4 protein-coding genes (1 of these 4 cut by a window edge) are annotated in these 19,940 nt (G+C 71.4%); all 4 read right to left on the reverse strand.

From position 1 onward, the window contains the following. Tightly spaced (each overlapping or abutting the next), the 4 genes in view from PV419_RS29010 to PV419_RS29025 form a layout consistent with a single transcriptional unit that may run on beyond the window. Window positions 1-1,011, reverse strand: a complete 1,011-nt coding sequence (locus tag PV419_RS29010; RefSeq protein WP_319693988.1) for a TauD/TfdA family dioxygenase — start codon at window positions 1,009-1,011, stop codon at window positions 1-3. Further along, entirely contained in the window at window positions 1,008-8,927 is a 7,920-nt protein-coding gene (locus tag PV419_RS29015) for a non-ribosomal peptide synthetase (protein WP_319693990.1), read from the reverse strand. Before PV419_RS29015 ends, PV419_RS29010 begins: the two co-directional genes overlap by 4 nt. Then, window positions 8,924-19,882 carry a non-ribosomal peptide synthetase/type I polyketide synthase gene (locus PV419_RS29020; protein ID WP_319693992.1) on the reverse strand — a complete coding sequence of 3,653 codons (10,959 nt, stop codon included), beginning with the start codon at window positions 19,880-19,882 and terminating at the stop codon, window positions 8,924-8,926. Before PV419_RS29020 ends, PV419_RS29015 begins: the two co-directional genes overlap by 4 nt. Then, window positions 19,879-19,940 carry the 3' portion of a non-ribosomal peptide synthetase gene (locus tag PV419_RS29025; protein WP_319693994.1) on the reverse strand. It continues 5,302 nt past the right edge of the window, so the window shows 62 of its 5,364 coding nt (coding positions 5,303-5,364); the start codon falls outside the window, past its right edge — the gene reads right to left on this strand; it ends in the stop codon at window positions 19,879-19,881. The genes PV419_RS29020 and PV419_RS29025 overlap by 4 nt, the downstream gene beginning before the upstream one ends.

Raw genomic sequence — 19,940 nt, forward strand, 5'->3', positions numbered from 1 at the left:
TCACCGACCCGGGTTGACAACTCCATGGGGAATCCTCTCTGGTTTGGCCATGCCCACGAGAATCTGACGGGGTGGGCTGTAGGGGGCACGACCGTGAGCGGTCAGCATATTGTCGAGTAGGAGTACATCGCCCAGCTTCCAAGGAAATTCGATCCGTTCGGCATCGTAGGCCGCACGTAGTTCGTCCATCACCTCCGGTTCGATGTCCTGACCGTCGCCGTAGTAGGTGTTGTTCGGGAGGTGGCTCATGCCCACCGAGTCGGTGAGTCTCTTCGCCAGCTCGGGCCCCAGCGTGGACACGTGGAAGAATGTGATGTGATTGAACCAGGTCGGCTCTCCGGTCAACGGATGGCTCGCCACGGCCGGACGCCGCTGCCGGGTGCGGAGTTGCTCCCCTGAACCCCACGCGAACTCGATGTCGTTGTCCGCGCAATACCGTTCGACCTCCTTGGGGTCGTCGGTCTGGAACGCCTCCCGCCAGGTGAGGCCGAGCCCGTTTCCGAAATTGCGCACGTACAGATAGCCGCAGTCCGCGAAACGGTCCCGTATGGATTCCGGTATCCGGCTGTGGATCCGGCGGCAGTCGGCGACGGGAGTGGCGCCGCCTGACCTCGGCGGAACCAGACAGCAGAAGCAGATGTACTGCGGCCATGTCAGGTTGTACGACTGCTCGTTATGCAGATAGATCCGCTCGTTGGCCGGATGATCCGTGGAGGTATAGACGTTTCGATATACGGTGTGCCGCGGCGAGCTGCGTTCCACATATTCGAGCGGCGGGCCGCACACGTCCGCGATCGTCTTCTCAAAGGTCTCCGCAGATACGTTCGCGAAGCCGCGCAACAGCACCGCGCCATGGCGGACGATGCGGTCGCGCAGGGCCTCGGCGAATGACGTCGCCCAGCTCACGAGATCCACCGACGGTGTCGTCGCCCTGATCGCCAGCGGCATCAGCCGGCGGCTGGACAGCGGCCGTTCGGTGACGTCGGGGCCCAGGACCAGGTGTTCGGTCATGTCGCCTCCCTCGATCCTTCTTCCTCCTGTGTGCCTTTCACGCGCAGCGGTCGGCGCCGGGCGGCCCGCAGTCGCCGCACGCTCGCCGCCTCGCGTTCGCCGTGCCGACGCGTCCCCTCACGTTCCTGCTCGGCGGTCAACTGTTCACTCAGGTCCGTCAGGAGGGTGTCGGGAGCCTCGGTCGCCCGCTCCAGCACGACCCGCAGCTGTGCCAGGAGCGACCGGACCGTAGCGGCTGGGAACAGTTCCGCGTCGTACTCGGCAGAGAGCCGCAGCCCGGTCGCCTCCTCCGCGACCCGCAGGTTCAGGTCGAGCTGGGAGGTGCCCCGGCTCACCTCGAACGGCGTGAGGCGCAGGCCGGGCAGGTCGAGCATCTCCTCCGGCACGTTGTGCAGCACCAGCTTGACCTGCATGATCGGCGCGTGGCTCAGGCTCCGCCGCGGCCCCACCACCTGGACCAGGCGCTCGAACGGCAGCTCACGGTGATCGTATGCGCTCAGCGTCGTCTCGCGCGTACGCCGGAGCAGCTCGCGGAACGTGGGGTTGCCGGTAAGGTCGACCCGGATCGCGAGCTGGTTCACGAAGAACCCGATCAGGTCCTCCAGCGCCTCCTCGTCCCGGCCGGCGGCGTCGGTTCCCACGATCAAGTCCTCACGGCCGGTGCGGTGGTGCAGCACGACGCTGAAGGCGGCGAGCAGGCACATGAAGAGTGTGGCGCCGGAGTCCACGGCCACCTTCTTGGCGGCTTCCGCGAGGGGCCTGGGTATCTCCCCAATCTGTGTGTCTCCCCTGCCGCGGCGCGCGTCGCGCGGCCGGTCCGGCGCCAGGTCCAGCATCAGGGGGGCGTTGGCCAGCCGACGTTGCCAGTATGCCTCCAGCTCGCCCAGCACCTCCTCGTTCAACTCCGCGCGCTGCCAGCTCGCGAAGTCGGCGTACTGCACGGTGGGCTCGGGCAGTGGTGAGTCCTCCCCTGTCAGGAAGGCCCGGTACAGGATGGAGAGTTCGCGCATCATCACCCTCATCGACCAGGCATCGCCGGCGATGTGGTGGACGACCAGGATGGCGAGGTGGTCGTCGGTGGCCAGCCGGATCAGCGTGGTGCGTGACAGCGGCCCCCGTTCGAGGTCGAAAGGGCGTTGAATCTCCGCGAGCACCGTTTCGGCCAGGGTGCGCTCGCCGTCCTGGCCGCCCAGGTCCATCCGGGCCAGCGGCCGTGCCGGAACCGACTGGACGCGTTGGACGGCCATGCCGTCCCGCACGGGGAAGGCAGTACGCAGCGACTCGTGACGGCGAAGGATCTCCGCCAGGGCCCGTTCCAGCGCGTCGGCGTCGAGCCGGCCCGCCATACGCACCGCCACGTGCAGGTTGTAGGACGCGCTCCAAGGGTCCAACTGGTGGAGGTACCAGAGCCGTTGCTGCGCGAACGACAGAGGTCGCCCGCGCTGCGGGGAGGCTTCGGGCGACGGCGCCAGCGGGGTGCGGGGCCGTCGTCCCTCGCTCCGCGCCACGGATATCTGCCGAGCCAGCTCGGCCACGGTGGGTGACCGGAAGAGCTCCCGCACCGTGACGTCGCTGCCGACGGTGGCGCGAATCCGCGCCAGAAGCTGCAGGGCGCCCAGCGAGTTCCCGCCCAGCTCGAAGAAATTGTCGTGCACTCCCACCCCCTCTCGGCGCAGCACCACCTCCCATGCGGCGATGAGCGTCTCCTCAAGGGGGCTCCGGGGCGAATCGAGCACACCGCCGACCAGGGCATTCCGTCGGTGATCGGGAACGGCGGACAGGGCCCGCCGATCCACCTTGCCGGTCGCCGTCCGGGGGATCTCGTCGACCAGCCTGACGTCGAACGGCACGTTGACCGGCAGCCGTTCGCGGGCGAAGCGCGCCAGCTCTCGGGGCGTGGGGCCGCCGTCGGTCACCAGATGGGCGGTGATCCGTGGCGCCGGCTCCGCCCCGGTAACCACCGCGGCCTGCCGCACGTCGGGGTGGCGCAGCAGCACCGTCTCGATCTCGGCCGGCTCGATCCGGATCCCGCCGATCTTGACTTGGTCGTCGCCCCGGCCGAGCAGCTCGAGCTCCCCATCGGGCGCGTAGCGACCCAGGTCCCCGGTGCGGTACATCCGCTCGCCGGGGTGGAAGGGGCTGGCGACGAAGCGTTCGGCGGTGAGCCCGGGGGCGCCCAGGTAGCAGCGGGCCACGCCCGCACCGGCGACGTAAACCTCGCCCACCGCGCCGACGGGGGCGGGCTGGCAGTTGGAGTCCAGGAGGTGGACGCGCATCCCGTCGGCCGGCCTGCCCACGGGCACGGTGGCACGGTGGCGGGCGACCCGGCCCAGCTCGAACCCGGTTGCGTCCCACGCCTCGGTCGCGCCGTAGACGTTGACCAGCGTGCGATCTGGCAGGCGGGCCTCGAACTCCTCGGCCAGATCGGGCGTCAGCGGCTCGCCGCTGGTGGTCCACAACCACAGCGCGGGCAGCGTCCCGGGCAGGTCGCCGCCGTCGTCCAACAGCATGCGCAGCAGCGTGGGCACGAGCAGGACGCGCGTCACGCGGTGCTCCGCGAGGGTCGCCACCAGCCGTGGCGGATCCCGGAGCATGTCGTGGGGGATCAGCACCGACGGCACGCCGCGCAGCAGCGGCCCCAGCGACTCCCACAACGCGTCCACGAAGCTGATCGGGGTCTTCTGGCAGCCGACCTCGCCCGGCTTGAACGGATGGGTACGCCACGACCAGGCCAGTCGGTTGACGACCTGCCGGTGCGGCAGCGCGACCGTCTTCGGCCGCCCGCTGGACCCGGACGTGGCGATCAGGCAGGCGAGCTGGTCGGGCCGGACACGCGGCGCCGGGTTCTCGCTACCGTACCGGGAGATCCGCGCCGCGTCCCGGTCCACCCGGACGACGGACCCGCCGCACTCGGGAGGGGCCAGCTCCGTCCGGGTCACCAGCATCGCCGGGGCGGCCTGCGCGAGGAGGTCCGCCCGCCGCTTCGGCGGCGCGGCAGGATCGATCGGCAGGTAGGCGCCGCCGGCCTTCAGCGTGGCCAGCATCGCGACCATGAGGTCGAAGGACCGCTCCAGGCAGACGCCGACCGGCGTCTCGTCCGTGACTCCCTGCCCGCGAAGGTAGTGGGCGAGCCTGTTCGCGCGGAGGTTCAGCTCCGCGTAGCTCAGGCACGCCCCGTCGTGCACGAGCGCGACCCCGCCGGGGCTGCGGCGGGCCTGCTCCTCGAAGAGCTCCGGGATGGTCCGGCCACCGCCGGGGGCGGCACCCGTCTCCTGCCGGTTTCCCGCGTCGGCGTGCTCGTCGGCATGCCGACCGGGCTGGGACGGCGCCCGGTACGCATGGTGGCGCCGTGTGGGATCGCTCGCCATCGCGGCGAGCACGTCCGCGTAGCAGGCGCCGATCTGGGCCGCCTGGACTCGGCCGATCCGGCCGCCGTCGTACTGCAGGTCGAGCCCGATCCGGGAGGACAACGGATCGACGCTGAACTCGGCGAACAGCGTGAAGTTCGTGCTGTTGGCCGCCGAGGCACCCAGCAGTTGCAAGCCCTCGACGTCCCGGAGCTGCCCGTAGACGTGGAAGTGGACGAAGTTGAAGCCCGTCTCCAGGTGTGCCGCGTCCTGGCCGGCGCCGGCGCGGGTCATCGGGTAGCGCCGGAACGGCAGGCCCGAACGTTCCGCCTCGAAGGTCTGCCGCACCAGATCGGACCAGCTGCCCGGCCGCAGGGTCATCCCCTGCGGCACGACGTTGAGGAACTGACCCAGCACTCGCTCGCCGTCGCCTTCTTCGAGACGGCCGTTGGCCAGCAGCCCCGTGGCGACGTGCGAGCGGCCGGTGAGCAGGCTCAGCACCCGTAGGTGCGCCGCGAGCAGCACACTCTTCAACGGCACGGCCGCGAGCGTGGCGAGCGCCCGCAGCCCCCGCTCCACGTGCTCGGGCAGGGCCACCTCGTGTCGCGCGGGGGCGTCCTCTCCGTCACCTGACGCGTCGCTGACCTCCGGTGGTCGCGTCGGCAGCCTGGCGGCGGGCCTGTCGAGCTGCTCCGCCCAGTAGGCGTGCTGCTCGGCCGACGCGGCCACCTCCCGCTCGCAGCGGACGAACTCCCGGTAGAGACTGGCCGGTGCCTCGGCCCGCATCGTCCTCCCCGCGAGCGCGGCGGCGTAGTGGTGCAGCAGCTCGCTCAGCAGGGACGCGTTGCTCCAGCCGTCCAGGATCAGCGCGGAGGTACTCAGCGACAGCTGGAAGGTGTGCTCGCTCCATCGGCAGGCGTGGATCAGGAACAGCGGCGCCGTGCCCAGGTCGAGGGGGCGTGCACGCTCCCGCCTCGTCCACTCGGCGAGCCACTCCTCCCGCTCCTGGGCGGGGAGCCCGCGCAGGTCCACGACCTCCAGCGGGACGGGGATCTCCCGGTGGACCAGTTGCAGCGGCTCCGCGTACCCGGCCATCTCGATGGAGGTACGCAGGACGGGGTGCCGGGCGCAGATCCCTGCGACCACCTCGGCGAGCCGGTCCGGGTCGAGCCGTCCGCGCAGGTGCAGGGTGAGCACCTGACGGTGGAGGGAGTGGTCGGCGGTGGCTTCCGTGTCGAACAGCATGCCGGCCTGCGTCCCCGAGAGGGGGTAGGCGTCCCGCACGGTGCCGGGCAGCCGGTCGCGGTCCTCCTCGCTGATCATCTCGAACGGCTTACCGGGCCGTGCCGGGCCCCGGGCAGCCGTGGCCACCTGCGCCAGCTCACGCACCGTCTGGTGCTCGAAGACCTGCCGCACCGTCACGTCGAGCCCGAGCTCCCGCGCGCGGGACACCACCTTGATGCTCAGGATCGAGTCGCCGCCCAGCGCGAAGAAGTTGTCGTCGATTCCCACCCGGTCCACGTCCAGCACGCTCGCCCACAGCTCGGCCAGCGTGTGCTCGGTCTCCTTCACGGGCGCGGCGAACGAACCGACCTCAGGGCGCTGGTCATCCGGGAGCGGCAGGCGCCGCCGGTCCACCTTCCCGTTCGCGGTCAGGGGCAGCGCGTCGAGGAACATGAACGTCGCCGGCACCATGTGGTCCGGCAGCCGGCCACGCAGATAGGTCCGCAGCTCGGAGACGGACGGCCGGGGGGCGGTCAAGGTCAGATAGGCGACGAGGCGAAGCGGACCCTCACCGGTCCTTCGCGCGGCCACGGCGACCGAGCGCAGTGCCGGGTGTCGCGCCAGCGCCGCCTCGATCTCGCCCGGCTCGATCCGGAATCCCCTCAACTGCACCTGGTTGTCGACCCGGTCGAGGTAGTCGATGCCGCCGTCGGCGAGGTAGCGTGCCCGGTCCCCGGTGCGGTACAGCCGCCCGCCGGGCTCCGTGGTGAAGGGGTCGGCGACGAAGCGTTCCGCGGTGAGGCCCGGCCGGCCGACGTATCCCCTGGTGACGCAGGCTCCGCCGATGTACAGCTCGCCCGGCACGCCCACCGGGACGGGCCGCAGGCGGTCGTCGAGCACGTGGATGGTGGCGCCGGCCATCGGATGGCCGATCGGGACCCGGGGCCGGTCGTCCGCCGTGTGGCAGCGCCACCAGGTCACGTCGATCGACGCCTCGGTCGGACCGTAGACGTTGTCCAGCCGGGCGTCCAGGAGCTTCAGGAACCGCCGCTCCAGTGCGCGAGGGAGACGTTCCCCGCCGGAGAGGACCAGGCGCAGGCTCGTGCACTGGGTGGCGCCGGGCTCGGCCAGGAACGGCTCGAGCATCGAGGGCACGAACCGCAGCCGGGTGACATGCTCGGCCCGGATGACGTCCACCAGGCAAGCCGGATCACGGTGGCCGCCCGGCGCCGCGACCACGACACGGCCGCCGACCAGCAGGGGCAGGAAGATCTCCTCGATGGAGGTGTCCACGCTGGCCGGGGTCTTGAAGAGCACCCGGTCGGTCTCGTCGAGCTGGTAGGTGTCACGCAGCCAGAGCAGGCGGTTGAGCATTCCCCGGTGTGTGCCCATCACTCCCTTCGGCACGCCGGTGGAGCCGGAGGTATGGATGATGTACGCGAGCGAGTCCCCGGTGACGAAGGATGAGGGCGTTGCCCGCGCCGTCTCACCCGCCGTGGCCGCCGGGCTCAGCACGGTCAGCTCGTCGGCCACGTCCTGGGGCACCAGCCCGGGCTCGGTGACGAGGAGCCGTACCCCCGCGCCCCTCAGCATCTGGCGCAGCCGCTCCGGAGGATGGCCCGGTTCCACGGGCACGTAGGCGGCGCCCGCCTTGAGAACCGCGAGCAGGGTCACGACCAGCTCGGGCGAGCGTTCCAGCACGACACCCAACGGCGCCTCCGGCCCGGCGCCGTGCGCGCGCAGGCGGTGGGCCAGGGCGTTGGCCCGCTGGTTCAGCTCCCGATAGGTCAGCGAGCCGGTCGCGCCGGTCAGCGCGATGGCCTCCGGGGTGCGCCGGGCCTGCTCGTCGATCAGGTCGTGTACATGGCCTCCCGGGGAAGGCACCCCCCGGGAGGCGGCCTCGGCCTGCACCATCTGGTGGCGCTGCTCCTGGCCGATGAGGTCGATCCGCCACAGCGGTGCCTCCGGGTCTGCCACGGCCCGCGTCAGGAACGTCTGGTAGCTGTCGATGAACCGGGCGACGGTGTCGTCGTCGAACAGGTCGGTCGCGTACTCCGCCCAGCAGCTCAGCTCGGGCTCGTCGAAGAACATGAAGGACAGGTCGAACTTGGCCGAGCCGTTGTGGACCTCGAACTCCTCCAGCGTCAGATCCGGGGTGGCGAGCCTGGCGGCGGGCTGGTTCTGCAGGATGAGCATGGCTTGGAAGAGGGGGGTGTAGCTGAGGTCGCGGTCGGGTCGGAGTTCTTCCACGAGGCGTTCGAAGGGGACGCTCTGGTGGTCGAGGGCGGTGAGCGTGGTCCGGCGTACCTCGTGGAGGAGTTCGCGGAAGGTGAGGCCCGGGCTCAGGCGGCTGCGCAGGACGAGGGTGTTGGCGAAGAACCCGACGAGGGCCTCGGTCTCAGGGCGTTCCCTGTTGGCGACCGGGGTGCCCACGCACACGTCGTCCTGGCCGGCGTAGCGGCCCAGGACGGCGGAGAACGCCGCGAGCAGCACCATGAACACCGTGGCCCGCTCACCACGCGCCACCTCCCGCACCGCGTCGGACAGTTCCCGGGTGAGCGCGAATGCCAGTCGGCGGCCTTCCCCGGACCGGTGCGCCGGGCGCGGATGATCGGTCGGCAGCTCCAGCAGCGCGGGCGCATCTGCCAGTTGGTCCCGCCAGTACCGCAGCCCGTCCGCCAGCCGCTCGTCGGTGAGGAACTCCCGTTGCCAGACCGCGTAGTCGGCGTACTGGATCTCGGGCGGCGTCATCGGGTCCGGGCGATCCGCAGCGAAGGCGCGGTAGAGCGCGGCGATCTCCTCGACCAGCACGGCCACGGACCAGCCGTCCGCGGCGATGTGGTGGATCGTCAGCACCAGCAGATGATCGTCGTCGGCTCCGCGCAGCAGCCGGACGCGCAGCGGCCGCCCTTCGGTCAGGTCGAACGGCCGGCGGGTCTCCTCGACGACCAGGCGTCGCGCCGTCGCCTCCGCGTCGGGCCCGCCGATATCGACCACCAACAGCGCGACGGGCGCGGGCTCCCTCACCGACGACACGACAGCGCCGTCCACCAGCGCGAAGCCCGTACGCAGGATCTCGTGCCGCTCGCAGAGCGCGGCGACGGCCCGCTTCAGAATCGCCGGTTCCAGGCGACCTCGCAGCCGCACGGCGGTGTACACGTTGTACGCCGGCTTTCCGGGATCGAAACGGTCGAGAAACCACATGCGCTGCTGCGCGAAGGAGAGCGGGGCATGCCGCGCGGCGGGCCGGGGAGTGATCCTTTCAGCCCGCTCCCGGCGTAGGATCGCCAGCAGCGCCTGGCGCTCCGGTGACAGGGACCGGATCCGGTCCGGCAGATTGGTCACGCCATCCCCCGTTCCCGCAGCATCCGGGCGACCGCTTCGTCGCTGAGGTCCTCGACGGCGGCCACCATGGCCGCCAACTCCGCGTCACCGCTGGAATCCTGAGCCAACCGACGCTCGATCTCGGTGGCCAGACCGGCGACCGAGTCCGTTTCGAACATGGTCCGCAGCGGCATCTCCACGCCCAGCGCCTGCCGGATGCGCGACATCACCCGTGTGGCGAGCAGCGAATGACCGCCCAGGTCGAAGAACCGGTCGTCCGCGCCGACGCGGTCCACCCCGAGCACCTCGGTCCAGATGTCGGCCACCGCGCGTTCCATGCCGGTCCGAGGCTCGACGAACGGCCGGGTCGCCGGCGCGGCGGTGGCGTCGGGGAGCGCGCCACGGTCCACCTTCCCGTTGGCGTTGAGCGGGAAGCCGTCCATCGGTACCAGGACACTCGGGACCAGATAGTCCGGCAACCGCTCCCGCAGGAAGCGGACCAGCTCATCGGGGAGGATCCGCGACTCGCTCTCCCCGGCGTCCCCGCCGTCGCTCGTGGTCTGATCGGCCACCACATACCCGACCAGTCGGGCCTCGCCGTGGTCGTCCCGGCGGGCGATCACCACCGACTCGCGCACAGCCGGATGCCGTTCCAGCGCCGCCTCGATCTCCCCCGGCTCCACCCGGAACCCGCGCACCTTGATCAGGTTGTCGGCGCGGCCGAGGAACTCGATCGACCCGTCCGCATGGAAGCGAACCTGGTCCTTCGTCCGGTACAGACGCGCGCCGGGGACGGCCGAGAAGGGGTCGGGCAGGAATGTCTCCGCCGTGCGGCCGGGGTCGTGGAGGTAGCCGCGCCCCACCCCCACCCCACTGAGGTACAGCTCCCCGGCCACCCCGACCGGCACCGGTGCCAGCCGGTGGTCCAGCACGTAGGCGCGCATGTTCGCGATGGGCCGGCCGATCGACACGATGGGGGGCGAACCGGCCAGTTCCTCAGCCGCAGTGATGGCGATGTGGCACTGGTCGTCGGAGCACTCGGTCGCGCCGTAGGTGTTGAGCAGAGGCACGTGCGGGAAGAGGGTGAGCCATGCGCGGGCGAGGCCCGCCATGAGCGCGTCACCGGTCGGCACGAGCCGGCGCAGCGCGGTGAGTGCCGGGCGCTCCGCGCCGAGGTGGCCGGACTCGTCGACCAGGCCCCGCAGCATGCTCGGCACCACCTGCAGCACGGTCACCGAGCGCCGCTCGACCTCGGTCAGCAGCCGTGTCGGGTCGTCGGCGATCTCTTCCGGCAGGATCTCGGTCCGGCCGCCGACCGTCAGCGCGGCCAGGAACTGCCACACCGACACGTCGAACGACTGCGGACCGTTCTGGGCGACCACGTCCGCGTCGGTGATCCCCAGATCCGCGATCTTGGCCAGGGCGTGGTTGAGCATGCCCTGGTGCTCCACCATCACGCCCTTCGGGACGCCCGTGGAGCCGGAGGTGTACAGCACGTACGCGAGCCCTTCTGGCCGGCACTCGGTGACGTCGGCTTCGTCGCCCGCCTCCCTGGCCGAATCGCCGACTGCCTCGGCGAGGGACAGCACGGGCGGGTGCGGCCCCGACGCCAGCGCCTGTGCCAGGGCGTCGAGGTGCCGTGCCTCGGCGAGTACGAGAACGCAGCGGCTGCGCCGCACGACCTCGCTCATGCGGCTGGTGGGCTGCCGGGGATCGATCGGCAGGTAGGCCGCCCCGGACTTGAGGACGCCGAGCAGGACCACCAGGTAGTCGATGTTCCGGTCGGCGAGGACGGCGACGATGTCCTCCCGGCCGACGCCTCGCTCCCGCAGGCCGCGCGCCAGGCGGCTCGCCCGGCGGTTCAGCTCGCCGTAGCTGATCTCTTGATCCAGGCAGCGCGCGGCGATCCGTTCCGGCGTGGCCTCCGCCTGGCGCGCGATGAGGGCCGGCACAGTGTCCTGTGGCGTCTCGACCGAGCCGGTGCCGGTGCCGGTACCGGTGTCGTTCCAGTCGAGCAGGATCCGCTGCCGCTCGGCCGGGCTCAGCAGGTCGACGTCCGCGACCGGCCGGTCCGGGTCCGCCACCACCGCCTGCAACAGGGTCAGCAGGTGAGCGGCGAGCCCCTCCATCAGCGCGGTGTCGAAGAGGCCGGCGTCGTACTCCAGCAACCCGGTGAGGCCGTCCGGCGTGTCGGTGAGCTCCAGGCTCACGTCGTACTTGGCGGTGCCGTTGCTGATGGCGAGCGGGGTGGTGGCCACCCCCCGCAGCGAAGAGCGCACCACCGGTGCGTCATGCAGGATGAGCATGGCTTGGAAGAGGGGGGTGTAGCTGAGGTCGCGGTCGGGTCGGAGTTCTTCCACGAGGCGTTCGAAGGGGACGCTCTGGTGGTCGAGGGCGGTGAGCGTGGTCCGGCGTACCTCGTGGAGGAGTCCCCGGTAGGTGAGGCCCGGGCTCAGGCGGCTGCGCAGGACGAGGGTGTTGGCGAAGAACCCGACGAGGGCCTCGGTCTCAGGGCGTTCCCTGTTGGCGACCGGGGTGCCCACGCACACGTCGTCCTGGCCGGCGTAGCGGCCCAGGACGGCGGAGAACGCCGCGAGCAGCACCATGAACACCGTGGCCCGCTCACCACGCGCCACCTCCCGCACCGCGTCCGACAGCTCGCGTGGCAGGGCGACCGGGCAGGTGCCGACGGGCGCCGCCTGGCCGGGCGACCGCTGCCGGTCGGTCGGCAGCTCCAGCAGCGCGGGCGCGCCGGCCAGTTGGTCCCGCCAGTACCGCAGCCCGTCCGCCAGCCGCTCGTCGGTGAGGAACTCCCGTTGCCAGACCGCGTAGTCGGCGTACTGGACGGGTATCGCGTCCGGTGCGGCCTGATCCTGCCGGTAGCCACGGGCGATCTCGTCGACGAGGATGCCCAGCGACCAGCCGTCGGACACCACGTGGTGCATGACGACGGCCAGGACATGTTCGTCCGGGGCGAGACGCAGCAGACGCAGGCGCAGGGCGGGCCCGGCGGCCAGGTCGAACGGGCGGGACGCCTCGGCATGGACGCGCCGCATCGCCTCGGCGAACCGCTCGGCCGCCGCCACGTCTCCCAAGTCGTCGACCGGCAGGCTGACCGGGCCGGGATCGGCGACCGCCTGCACCGGCTGCCCGTCGCTCACCTGGAACGTGGTCCGCAGGATGTCGTGCCGCGCCACGGCCTGGCTCAGGCCGCGTTCCAGTGCCGCGATGTCGAGCGGCCCGTGGAACCGCAGCGCGTACGGCAGGTTCATGGCCGCGCTGTCCGGCTGGTACTGCTGGAGGAACCACAGCCGCTGCTGCGCGAACGACACGGGTGCGGGGCCGGAGTCCTCGCGCCGTGGTACGGGCTCCAGTGGCGCGCCGACCCGTTCGTCCACCAACGCCGCCATGTCCGTCACGGTGGGCGCCGTGAACAGCTCCCGTACCCTGATCTCGACCCCGCAGGCTTCCTGGATCCCCAGGGCTACCCGCATCGCGGTGAGTGAAGTCCCTCCCAGGTCGAACAGGCTGGCGTCCATGGGCACCGTGGCCCGTTCCAGGGCCTGGGCCCAGAGGTCGTGCAGTCGCCGCTCCGTCTGGGTACGAGGCCGCGGTGCGGTCTCGGTCCGTGGCCGCCGGGCGGCGGCCAGTTCACCGCGGGCGATCTTTCCGCTGCTGGTCAGCGGCAGAGCGGCGGCGGTCACGAACTCCGACGGAACCAGCGGCGCGGGCAGTCGTTCGCCGAGGAACCGCCGCAGGACACCGCCGTCGATGCCGTCTCCCCCGTCTGCCGTTGGCACCACGTGTGCCACCAGTCGCTGTTCACCGCCGGTCGAGGTGACGGCGACCACGGCTGCGGCGCGCACCCGGGGATGCCGGCTCAGCACCGCCTCGACCTCCGTGGGCTCCACCCGGACCCCGCCCACCTTCACCTGCAGGTCGGCGCGGCCGAGGAACTCCAGGGTGCCGTCGGCGCGGTAACGAGCCAGGTCGCCGGTGCGGTAGAGGCGAGCACCGGGCTGGGCGGCGAACGGGTCCGGCACGAACCGCTCCGCGGTGCGGGCCGGGTCGTGCAGGTAGCCGCGCGCCAGACCCGGGCCGCCCACGACGATCTCCCCCGGCACGCCGACCGGCGCGAGGTTTCCGGAGCGGTCGAGCAGGTGGACGCGCATGCCCGTGATGGGACGGCCGATAGGCACTGTCGCGGACGGCCGCGCCGACACGGCGGCCGCGCCGGTGTCGTACCAGGTGGCGTCGGCCGCGACCTCGGTGGAGCCGTAGAGGTTCAGCAGCCTGGCGTGCGGCAGCTGCTGCCGGAACCGCGTCTCCAGGTCGCGGGAGAGCGGCTCACCGCTCACCGTCCAGGTCCGAAGGTGAGGTAGGGCCTCGCCGGCACCCGCCAGCGCCGTGAGCACCACGCGCAGCAGCGAGGGAACCACAACGATGCGGGTCACACGTTTGTCCCGCAGCTCACGGATGAGCCGGGCCGCGTCGGAGGTGACCTCGTCGTCCAGGATCACGATCGGCACGCCGCGCAGCAGCGGCCCGAACAGCTCCCAGACCGAGTCCACGAAGGTGCCAGCCACCCGCTGGCAGGCCACCTCGCCGGAGACGAACGGATAGGCGTCCCACATCCAGCGCAGCCGGTTCACCACGGCGCGATGAGTCCCCACCACGCCCTTGCGGCGCCCCTGCGAGCCGGAGGTGTACATCACGTACGCGGCGTTGTCGGGAGCCGTCGCCACGGGCAACGGCGCCTCGTCCAGGCCGGTGAGCGCGACCCATCCGGCGTCGAGGACGACGACGGACGCGGCGCCGGTGGCCACGAGGTGGACGTGCCGCTCCTCGGCGAGCACCAGCCGGGCGCGGGAGTCGTCGATGGTGCCGACCAGCCGGGGGGCGGGGTGGGACGGGTCCAGCGGTAGGTAGGCGCAGCCGGCCTTCAGGATGCCGAGTATCCCGATCAGTGCCGCGATCGATCGCCCGGCCGCGATCGCGACCACGTCGTCGGTCCGTACGCCGCGGGCTCGCAGGCAGTGGGCCAGCTGGTTGGCGCGGCGGTCGGCCTCACGGTAGGTCAACCGCGTCCCGCCGTGCGAGACGCAGACCGCGTCGGGGGTCCGTGCGACCTGTTCGGCGAAGAGCTCGGGCAGGCTCCGGTCGTCCGTGCCGGGGAGCGTGGTCGCGTTCCACTCGCGCAGCACCATCTCGCGCTGCGGCCCCGTCAGCAGCGCGAGGTCAGTGAGCCGCGTCTTCGGGTGCGCCACCGCGTCCCGCAGCAGGTTCACGTAGTGGCGCGACCACCACTCGATCGTGCCGGCGTCGAACAGGTCGGTGCGGTAGTCGAAGTTGAGCAGCAGCCGCCCCTCGGACTCGACGGCGTTGAGCGCGAGGTCGAACTGCACATGGGTGAGCGGCAGGGCGACCTGCTCGACCTCGAGGCCCGGCAGGCCGCCCACCACGGCGGGCCGGTCGAGATTGAACACCGCCTCGACGAGCAGCGGCCGGGCGGGGTCCAGGGTGAGTCCGAGCCGCTCGACCAGCACGCTCAGGGGGAGGTCCTGGTGTTCGTAGGCGTCCAGCAGGCCATCGCGGCACCGGCCCAGCAGGTCGGCGAACGGCAGTCGGCCGTCGAGGCCGGCCCGGATGGGCAGGACGTTGGTGCAGTGGCCCACCATCCGCTCCGACCCCGCCATGGTCCGGCCGCCGACCGGGACCCCGACGATCAGATCCTCCTGGCCCGTGAGCCGGTGCAGCAGTGCCTGGTACGCCGCGAGCAGCAGCATGAACGGCGTGGCACCGGAGCGGGCGCTCGTCTCGCGCACCTGGGCCAGCAGCTCGGGCTCCACGGTGACGGTGTGCCGGGCGCCCCGGAAGCCGCGCAGGGCTGGGCGAGGGTGGTCGGTCGGCAGCTGAAGCACCGGGATCGGGCCGGAGAGCCGACCCCGCCAGTACTCCTCGTGGCGCGGATCCGCGATCGCCCGCTCCAGCCACCTCGCGTAGGCGCGGAAGGTAACCGGCCGCGCTCGGGCTGCCGAATCGCCGGACGGTGAGCCGCACGCGGCCGCGTACTCCCCGCAGATGTCCTCGAACAGCAGACCGAGCGACCAGCCGTCGGCGACGATGTGATGGCTGGTCAGCACCAAAAGATGGCTCGTCTCGGCCCGTCGCAGCAGCGCGGCCCGCAGCAGCGGCCCACGGGTCAGGTCGAACGGCCGCCGCTCCTCGGTGGCGATCCGGTCCAGCAGCTCGGTGCCCTCCGCCGTGGGCTGCTCGGTGACGCGGAGGTCCAGGTCGATGTGCGGCAGCACACGCTGCGTCCCGCCGTCGGGGTCGAAAACGGTGCGCAGCGCCTCGTGCCGCTCCACCACCCGACGCAGGGCGCGCCGCAGCGCGGCCACGTCCACGGGGCCGGTCAGCCGCAGCACGCTGGTCTGGTGGTAGGCGGCCGATCCCTCCTCGTCCAGCGACGCCAGCGTCAGCAGGGGCCGCTGACCACTCGTGACGGGAAAGCTCCGGGGCGTCGGGGAAGGCGACGGCAGCCGGTCGAGAGAGCGGAGCGCGGCCAGGCTCTCCCGGACAGCCAGCACGATGCGGTCCACGTCCGCGTCGGTGTGCGCGGCGGAGAGGAACGCGTTGTGGCCCTCCCGGATGTGGATGCCCCGGTGCACCAGGTGGTGGTAGAGCAGGTGGACGTCGTGCGGGGAGGTGAAGCGGAAGAGCGAGCTGAAGTGCACCGCGCGGATGGGCACGTTCTCGTCGTCGAAGAGCTCGTTGAGCCGCCCGGCCATCGTGGCGGTCTTCTGGTTCAGGTCCTCTTGGAGCGCGGGGCCGCGCCGGGCCAGCTCGGTGAGAACCGCGTGGGCGCTCGCCATGGCCAGGGGGTGCTTGCAGAAGGTTCCGGCGAAGAACGTGGTGTCGGCCGCGGGGAAGGAGTCGTCGCCGTAGCGCCAGGCGCCTCCGTCGATCGCGTCCAGGAAGCGCCGGCTGCCGGCGACCGCGCCGATCGGCAGGCCGCCGCCGATCACCTTGCCGTAGGTCGCGAGGTCGGCGTGCACGCCGAACCACGCCTGAGCGCCACCGGGGTGGGAGCGGAAGCCGGTGATGACCTCGTCGAAGATCAGCGCGGTCCCGGAGGCGGCGGTAAGTCTACGCAGCCGCTGCAGGAAGTCTCCGGGCTGCACGTCGGGCCGGCGGCTCTGCACCGGTTCGACCAGCACGGCGGCGAGGTCGTTGCCCAGCTCGGCGATGATCTCCAGCGAACGTGGATCGTCGTAGTCGAGCACGAGCAGGTCGTCCACCATGTGCTGGAGCACGCCCGGTGCGACGGGAGCGGCGGGTGCCTCGGGCCGCAGCTGCCGCCTGGCGCCCAGGGTTCCGTCGAAGACGCCGTGGTAGGAGCCCATGAACATCGCCACCGTGCTGCGGCCCGTCGCCGCGCGGGCCAGCCGCAGGGCGGTCATCACGGCCTCGCTGCCGGAGTTGCAGAAGGCGACCCGGTCCATCCCGGTGCTCTCACACAGCAGCGTCGCGACCTGGCCGGCCAGAGGTGACTGGGCGCCCACGTGCACGCCCCGGTCGAGTTGTCTCGTGATCGCGGCGGTGACGAAGTCCGGTGAGTGACCGAACAGGTTGACGCCGTATCCCATCACCACGTCGATGTACTCGTTGCCGTCGACGTCCCACAGCCGCGCTCCCCGCGACCGTTCAGCGGCGATCGGGTAGAGCATCTCCTTGATCGACATGCGGAAGTCGGACAGCACCCGGTTGTCGTTGTCCGCGAGGGTGGGGCGGTGCTGGGCGGCGAGGCGTTTCGATCCGGCGGTGCGGGCGCAATAGGCCTCGACGAACTCCGCCATCTGTCGGCGGTGCTCGGGATCGACCTCCGCGTCGTCCACGGTGATCGGCCGGTAGGGCATGAAGGGAGCCGGCTCGGTATCCGCGTCCACTGCGGGCGCTGCCGGTGCGGTGGGTTGCGGTGTGGGCGCCGCGTCGGTGGTCTGCCGGTGCCGGGCGACGAAGGAGGAGATGGCGTTCAGGGTGGGCAGGTCGGACATCAGCTGCCGCACGGTCAGCCGCACTCCGTAGGTCTCGCGGATGACCTGTGCCACCTCGATCATGGCGAGGGAGTCCAGACCCGCCTCCAGCAGCATCGCCTCCGGATCGACCGCCTCTGGGGTGCTGCGCAGCAATTGGGCGACGTCTGCCCTGAGCCGTTGCGCGATTTCCCGCTCGCCCAGGTCACCGCCGGCAACGGACCGCCGGGGCGCCGAGGCGACAGGAGGCGGGGCGGCCACCGGGGCGGCCTCGTCCAGCCAGTAACGCTGTCGTTGGAACGGGTAGCTCGGGAGGGTGACCCGCCGGCCCGGGCCCTCCTCGACGGCTTGCCAGTCGACGGGTGCGCCGTGGACGTGGAGTGTGCCCGCAGCGGCCAGGATCGCCCGGGGGTCTTCGACCTCCGGGTCGAGGGAGGGCACCCACGCCAGCACCGCGTCCGGCACCGCCCGGGGGCCCAGGCGGCTCAGCGTCGGCCGGGGGCCCACCTCCAGGAAGATCTCGCAGCCCCGCCGGGCGAGGGTCGCCAGCCCGGCGGCGAAGCGCACCGGCTCACGAAGATGTTCCAGCCAGTACGCGGGCCCGGGCGGCGCTGCGGGGCCGACCAGCTCGCCGGTCCGGCCCGAAACAAGCGGGATGCGAGGATCGTCGTACCGGACCGATTCCACTACCTCTCGGAACTCGGGCAGCATCGGCTCGACCAGCGGCGAGTGGAAGGGCGTGGGCATGTCCAGCGCACGGACCCGGATCCCCCGCGCCTCGAACTCGGCGCCGATCCGGGCGACCTCCTCCCGGCCGCCGGAGATCACCACGCGGTCGGGCCCGTTCACGGCCGCCAGCGACACCCGATCCTGGTGCCGCGCGACGGCGGCGGCCACCTCGTCCTCCGGCGCGGACACCGAGAGCATCAGCCCCTGATCGGCGATCCGGCCGAGCAGGCGACCGCGCTCGGCAGCGAGCCGCAGCCCGTCCGCCGGCCCGAAGACTCCGGCGACGCAGGCAGCGACGTACTCTCCAAGGCTGTGCCCGATCACCGCGTCCGGCCTCACCCCCCACGCCAGCCACTGCTGCGCCAGCGCGTACTCCACGGCGAAGAAGGCCGGTTGGGCGATCCGCACATCGCGCAACTCCTCGGCCGCGCCCCCGTGCGGGTCCAGATAGTCCAACAGGGGCCGGTCGAGGTAGGTCCGCAGGTGCTCCTGGCACTCATCCAGAGCGTCGCGGAACGCCCCGTGCGTCTGGTAGAGGGCGAAGCCCATGCCGGAGTACGGGGCGGTGTGACCGGTGAACTGGAAGGCCACCGAAGGGCGTTCCCTGGCCAGGCCGGCGCTGGCTCCCGCGCTCAGGGCTTCCCCCTCCCGGTAGCAGCGCAGCGCCTGCCGCAGCTCGGGCACTGAGGCGGCCGTGACAGCGAGCCGGTGCGGCAGGTGGGGCCGACCTGTGTGAGCCGTGAAGCAGTAGTCGGCCATGGACTCCTCGGTGTGCCCGGCCAGTTCGTCGTGGTGCCGGCCGGCCAGTTCCCGCAGCGCGGCCTCGCTCCTGGCGGAGACGGTCAGCAGGTGGGCGGTGCGCCGGATCTCCGGCCGCCCGGGCCGGGGCGGGGCCTCTTCGAGTACCACGTGGGCGTTGGTACCGCCGATGCCGAAGGCGCTCACGCCGGCGCGGCGCGGGCCGCCGCGGCTTTCGAAGTCGCGCAGCCGCGTGTTGACGTAGAAGGGGCTGTCGTCGAAGGGGATGTCCGGGTTGGGTTCCTCGAAGTTGAGGCTCGCCGGGATCTTCTTGTGGTGCAGTACGAGCGCCGTCTTGATCAGCCCGGCAACCCCGGCAACGGTGTTGAGGTGTCCGATGTTCGTCTTCACGGATCCGATGGCGCAGTACTGTTTCCGCTCGGTGCTCTGCCGGAACGCCTGCGTCAGCGCGGCGATCTCGATCGGGTCACCCAGCACGGTGCCGGTGCCGTGGGTCTCAACGTAGCCGATGCTGTCCGCCGGCACATCGGCGAAGTCCAGCGCCCCCGCGATCACCGCCGCCTGGGCGTCCACGCTGGGGGCCGTGTAGCTGACCTTCGCGCTGGCGTCGTTGTTGACGAACGAGCCCCTGATGACCGCGTATATCCGGTCGTTGTCGCGCACGGCGTCGGTGAGCCGCTTGAGCACCACGAGCCCCAGCCCGTTGCTGAACACCGAGCCGGCGGCGGACTTGTCGAACGCCCGGCAGTGCCCGTCGGGGGAGAAGATCGCGTCGTCCGCGTAGATGTAGCCGGTCTTCTGGTATGCCTGCAGTGAGACGCCGCCGGCCATCGCCACGTCGGACTGGCCCGTCAGGATGGACTGGCAGGCCAGGTGCACGGCGACCAGCGAGGTCGAGCACGCTGTCTGGACGGTGATGGCCTCGCCGGACAGGTTGAGCTTGTAGGACACCCGGGTCGCCACGTAGTCCTTGTCGTTGCCGACCAGTCCCTGATAGCTCCGGAGCCTGGAGCCGACCCGCGGCATCATGCTGATCGCGTAGGTGTTGCTCGCCGTGCCGGCGTAGATCGCCACGTTCCCGTCGTAGCTGGTGAGGTCGTGTCCGGAGTCCTCCATCGCCTCCCAGGCACACTCCAGGAACAGCCGGTGCTGCGGGTCCATCACCTCGGCCTCTGCGCGGGAGATTCCGAAGAAGTCGGCGTCGAACATGTCGAGGTCCGGCACGATCCCGGCCGCCGGGACGAAGTCGGGATGGTCCGGGTCCACAGGGAAGAACGCGGAGGGCTCCAGCTCCTGGGGGGAGAAGAAGGAGATCGACTCGACGCCGCCCACCAGGTTGTTCCAGTACTCGGTCAGGTTCGCCGCGCCGGGGCATCGGATGGCCATGCCCACGATGGCGATGTCGGTCGGGTTCACGTGCACCTCCGGGGCCTCGTCTGCGTGCTTGGTCATGACCGTCCTCCGCGACGCCGGGCCCGGACCACGTCGGTGAGCTGCCGTCGGCGGGCCG

It is taken from the genome of Streptomyces sp. ME19-01-6 (assembly GCF_033793745.1).
In the GTDB taxonomy this organism is placed as follows: Bacteria; Actinomycetota; Actinomycetes; order Streptomycetales; family Streptomycetaceae; genus Streptomyces.